This window comes from Bacillus cereus group sp. N8 (genome assembly GCF_016483685.1).
GTDB lineage: Bacteria > Bacillota > Bacilli > Bacillales > Bacillaceae_G > Bacillus_A > Bacillus_A proteolyticus.
This window is the reverse complement of sequence record NZ_JAEHBK010000079.1, coordinates 1-5,228: the sequence shown is the minus strand read 5'-3', so window position 1 is coordinate 5,228 and position 5,228 is coordinate 1. Positions and strand designations below refer to the sequence as shown.

The window sequence follows — 5,228 nt, the reverse complement described above, 5'->3', positions numbered from 1 at the left end:
GAGACAATTAAGAATAAATATAGCCCTTCTTTAATGAACGAGAAGCAAATAAATGATTTAGAACGCATGTTACAAGAAGGTTTAGTGAAGTATTTTTTGCATCCTGAAGGGAAGCGTAAGGAATGGATTATAAACCGACAGGCAATGTATGAATGGTTTGGAGAACCAAAAGACAAGTAGGAAAGGGGGATAATAATGCAAGAGGAAACATTTTCTCTCTGGTGAGGATTTAAGAGTGCATTTCGTTTGATTATTTGGTTTTGGATCGTTATGTTTTTGCTATTTGGTGAAAACTTGTTACAATAAAATCAAGTCGAAAGTCTAAATACCCTTAGGTAGCTCTCATAGGTGTAAGATCTATGGGGGCTTTTTCAATATATTACACAATAATTTCACGTACTGTAATGATTAATAAAAGATACACATCATAGAAAACCTAGAAAGTATGAACATGATGAGATTCTTCATAAAGTGATGAATCAAATACAGGAACGTGAAATTTGGATTCCTTATGCTGAAGTGAAAAGATATTATCTAAGCAAAATAGGAAGTGAATGGGAATTACAAATATTCAACAGTAAAAAGCAACAGATATTAGAAGAAAAGTAAATACAAACAAACCAGGGGGAAATAATCCCCGGTTTGTTTAATTAATAAATTCAAATAATTTTGATGCATCCGTTCCTCCAGGAAGGATGTATTTAATAACACCGTTCGCAGGGACAGTTATTTCATGTGTTCCGCTGCTGATTTTTGGTGCTTGTTTCCAAATTCCATCATAATAAACAAACGTAGACTCAACTCCCTTATAATAATTAGGAGTAATTCTTATTTTTTTACCTGCCGCATTTTTAAAAGTAAATTCATACGTAATTCCGTAATTTCCATCCAAAATAGAGTGTGCACCAGGTAATTGATCAATTGGATTTTCGTATTCATTTATTCCTACATTTTGTGGTGCATTTTCTTTATTGCTTCCGACATAAAACCTTTTTGTTGTATTATAATCTATTGTTGCTTTTCTTGTATCAGTTTTATAATTTGCAGTCGTTTGATCACTTATAGATATATATACTTGTGGCGTTTTTGTCAGATCCATTACTTCTATTGCTGTAGGATACGTTCCATCAGGTTTTTTCTTAGAAACAAATTGTCGAACAGTAAGATTTCCATCTGTTATAAATTTCAGTTTTCCAGTCGTTGTGTTACCAGCTGTTACTTTTTGTTCTTTTATAAAAATACTAGACCATGCCGGAATTGTTTTTGTCTCTGTTTTTGTATCGTTCGCGTATTCGATTTCCATCTGCGATGCAATATTCATCGTGTTTCCATATTGATGCGTCCCTTGTTTAAAAGAATCATTTTTGATTGTAACAGTACGAGCTGAACTACTTCCATTGTAAATCGCATATCCCCATTGCAATTCTGCACCTGAATTGTTGTGATTATAAAATTCAGCTACATATTCTTTGTTTGGTTCCGTGTAACGTTGTAATGTGTAGAAAGAATATTTTCCGCTTACAAAACGATGTTCATATCCATCATCTTTTCCTTTTATCGTCTCTGGCGAATTCGAATACATATAATTCGCTCCTGTCTGTGTGTAAGTAATCGTTGAAGCAGCTTGTGCAGGACTTAAAGATGGAACAAACAAAGATAAACTTATGGCTAAAGCAGAGACCATTTTCAACTTTTTCATAAAAATCCCCCGGCCCATTTTTTTATAAATTCTCTATTTTCCCCAAATAGAAACGTATACCTTTTAAAGTTACCTTTTCAAAGTAAATGTGTAAATATATAGTATGTTTATAAATAAAAATTATAATTTTTAAAACATTCAGTTTTTATATTTATTTTGGTTCTGGTGCAAAAACTCTAACACTTTTGCACCAGAACCTGAGGTAGCACCACATCACAATCAAGCTAAGAGGGGGCACCATACATCGCTATCAACCTAATAAAACAAAATACCCCCTAAAATGAGCTGACTTCTCAAAATAACTAACTATAGAGAAAGAAAATTTTCATTTAGGGGGTACTTCAAAACCTTAGCTTGATAGGTATGTGGCGGTACCCCAAATATTGTATTCTAAATATAAGAGTTGTTATATTTTGTTTTTTCTTCTTTTAGGACAAGACTAAATTTAGTCTTGTCTTTATTTTTTGTAAATTTTGGTATTTAGGCTATTTCCTTGTAGAATAGAAAGCAGATAAAAAAATTGCTTCGGCCTGGTATGAATGTAGAATTTTTAATGGAGGAAGGAAGAACGTTTAACACCTATCGAGCAAAGTGAAATTGAATGCCTTCAAGAACAAGTGCAACAGTTACAGCATATTTTGACCGATATTTTAACTCTAGCAGAAAAATTAAAGAGGGAACCTATGAAAAAGTAATGGTAAAAAGTGATTGGCAACTTGGAGTGGAATCTTTGCAAAAGATTAAACGATTCGATTATTGAGAAAAAATACTTACTAGAATAATTGAGCGAGGGAGAAGAATTGATATGCTAAAAGAAATGAAAAAATCCATTATGAAAATATTATTTAAAAAAGAATTATATGAATTACATAATAAATATCAAGCACAAGTAGATGATTTTAAAAGAAGAATAAAAGCAGACGCGAGGTTGGAAATACAAGATTTAGAAAAGATATATAAAATACCGCATAGAATATTTAATTTTTATAAGAATGCTGAAATTATAGGTATCAAAAGAAATAAGGAAAAGGAGGAATTGTTTGTTTTTAAGAAACGAGAAGGGGCATTTGTATATATTAGGATGTGTGGCGAATCTTATTTAGCGATTAATTCTTTTCCAAAGATTAATGCTAAGATTTTAGAAAAAAGCCATACTAGAGGGTATTGTCTGTTTATAGAAGATATACTAATAACAAAAGAAAATGTTGGCAATGGTTCAATTGCAATGGAATATTTAATAAAAGTAGCAAAAGAAATAGGTGTTCCGTGTATAAAGGGGAGTATATCTCCAGTAGATATAGGGCATTTTGACAGATTAGAGCACTTTTATAAAAAATTTGGTTTTAAAGTGAACTTCAATGAAAAACGAACAGGTGGTAACATAATGCTAGAATTGAATGATTCTGATAACAGGGAAATTACTTTATTTAAAACGAAAAGCCCTATAGAGGAATAGGGCTTTTCGGGTCTGTGTACTAGTTCTGCTAACCTAAAATGGCGTGTGGCCCTAAAAAGTAGTAATCGTTGCCGTGCCCCTAATTGATTTACAGAAAATCCCCCAACCAATAGAAGAAACGATCCCTCTATAAGCTAAATAGGTCATAGTTGGAAATAAAAGTAAGGCTATGACCTATTTTTACACGTATCTCGTTTGTACCCTATATACACATTATACGATATTATCAACGTCTAATTAACAAATATAAAATGCCAAAGAAAGGAGGATATATGCTCATATATTGAACATAATATCCTCTTATTAGTTTAGTATATTTAAAACATCTAGATGAGGTTCTTTTTTAGATAGATTAAAAGAATTATGCTAACGATCTATCTGTTATGTAGGAATTATTATTTAAGATTTGCCATAAACCTTACCGCCGGACAACTCTACATCTAGAAAATCCCTATTTTGCAGTTTTATTTTATAATTTCCTGATTTAGCTAGACTTGTTATTGGTACATGGAAAACGTCAGTAATTCCTTTGATTGTCACTTCGCCTATATACGTATTTGTTGTATCATATACTTGAATGGATAAAGCATTAATTTCTATTTCGGGGGTTAACTCAACACTTGTAGGATTATAAAAAGCTGTATTACTTCCACCAATCCAAACACTCTTAGAAAAACTTGTTTTGCCAAATTTATATAAAACACTAATGTTGTAAGCAGCAGATTTAATTTGTTGATTTGTTAAAAATGAAGCTTTTTGACTCATTAATGTGTTTATTTCTTCGTTTGTGTAATCTTTGATTAAATTACTATTCTTATCAGTCACCTTGATAGAAGGTTTTGAATCTTGAATTTCAACTTTTTGTTGATGATTTACTTGATTGTCATTTTGAACTGAAGGGGTTTCCCCGAATGCAATGTTCCCCGGAATTACAAAAGAAGCGGTTAATCCTAATAAGGCAAATTTAGACATAAGTTTCATCTTCATAATATACCTCCAACAAATTTTTTAATGTTTCTTTGTAAGTTAAACGTATTTTTATATGGTTCTATGTTTGTAAAAACTTTATAAATAAAAATCTGAATATTCATTACTTTTATTACCTGTTATTCTGAATAAATCTAATTCCTTGGCTACAAGATAACAGGTTATAGGTTTGTAAAAACTTTATAAATAAAAATCTGAATATTCATTACTTTTATCGCCTGTTATTCTGAATAAATCTAATTCCTTGGCTACAAGATAACAGGTTATAGGTTTGTAAAGCGTATGAAAAAAATAGATGTTATTTAACAGTTGAGTGCAATTGTTAAATAATTAAATCCCAATTTCTTATGTATATCACTGAGAGATTGGGATTTTTTATACTGGATATCCTTAGCGTATGAAATTTGCGTTTTGTTGGTGCTACCCCGTGCCCATCAAGCTATGACTATATAAGTTTAATTTCACGTGAGATTTTTTCTTTTTTCTAAAGATCCAGTGTAAGTTCTTTAAAGATTTGCATGCCAAATAAACCCTAGCGGGTTTCATTTTTGGGGATTACGCTACATGGTTGTGAGACGTAGAAAAGTTGTATACGACGCCTAAGATATCAAAGACTGTTTTCTTCTCATACCTATGGGATTTTCACCCATTTTTATGTAGAAGATTGAACAAACGAAGTAGTATTTTTTGATATCTCTTGGGTGTCTATTTGTAAAGTTTGATAAAGAAGTGGAAAATAACTTTTGATGATATAGATTGCTTTATATTCACTCAACTCTCGTTTCTTCTTGGTGAGGAGTAATTGGCGCATTTGAAACATAGTGGAGGAACAAAGGAGAATACTAATTAACTGTCCGTATAAATGACACTCTAATCGTTCTAATTTTACAGAATTACAGTGATGAATACGAAAAAATGGTTACTTAATTTAGACTTAAACGAATACACAAATTTTTCTTGTATTTCAAATAATTTGAATATTTTATATTGACTTAATTATCTAATTAGGTGTAATGTATATTGTGACGAAAAGAAGGGGGGCGTAAATATGAAAAAGTACATTTCACCAAAAGCTGTAAAGGTTGA

Annotated in this window: 5 protein-coding genes and 2 pseudogenes; 4 read left to right on the top strand and 3 right to left on the bottom strand. The window is 31.3% G+C overall.

Features of this window, described 5'->3' with window-relative positions:
* Both JDS80_RS30145 and JDS80_RS30140 read left to right on the top strand, forming a co-directional pair.
* A partial coding sequence (locus tag JDS80_RS30145) for a DNA-binding protein (RefSeq protein WP_199640755.1) occupies positions 1–180 on the top strand: 180 nt, incomplete at its 5' end.
* A gap of 240 nt (positions 181–420) precedes the next feature.
* A pseudogene (locus JDS80_RS30140) lies at positions 421–609 on the top strand (transposase); the annotation flags it as partial.
* 37 nt (positions 610–646) lie between these two features.
* Here the strand turns inward: JDS80_RS30140 and JDS80_RS30135 are convergent.
* A complete protein-coding gene (locus JDS80_RS30135) occupies positions 647–1,699 on the bottom strand; it encodes a copper amine oxidase (RefSeq protein ID WP_199640754.1) in 1,053 nt (350 codons plus the stop codon).
* Between the two features lie 601 nt (positions 1,700–2,300).
* Between JDS80_RS30135 and JDS80_RS30130 the strand changes: the two genes are divergently transcribed.
* Complete coding sequence (locus tag JDS80_RS30130) at positions 2,301–2,459, top strand: hypothetical protein (RefSeq protein ID WP_242477464.1); 159 nt, start codon at positions 2,301–2,303, stop codon at positions 2,457–2,459.
* Between the two features lie 45 nt (positions 2,460–2,504).
* Positions 2,505–3,155, top strand: a complete 651-nt coding sequence (locus tag JDS80_RS30125) for a hypothetical protein (protein WP_199640753.1) — start codon at positions 2,505–2,507, stop codon at positions 3,153–3,155.
* 399 nt (positions 3,156–3,554) lie between these two features.
* On the opposite strand, the gene JDS80_RS30120 is transcribed toward JDS80_RS30125, so the two are convergent.
* On the bottom strand, positions 3,555–4,142 hold the full coding sequence (locus JDS80_RS30120) for a hypothetical protein (RefSeq protein ID WP_199640752.1): 588 nt from the start codon (positions 4,140–4,142) through the stop codon (positions 3,555–3,557).
* A gap of 555 nt (positions 4,143–4,697) precedes the next feature.
* Positions 4,698–5,058: pseudogene (locus tag JDS80_RS30115) on the bottom strand (IS4 family transposase); the annotation flags it as partial.
* Positions 5,059–5,228: the final 170 nt, after the last annotated feature.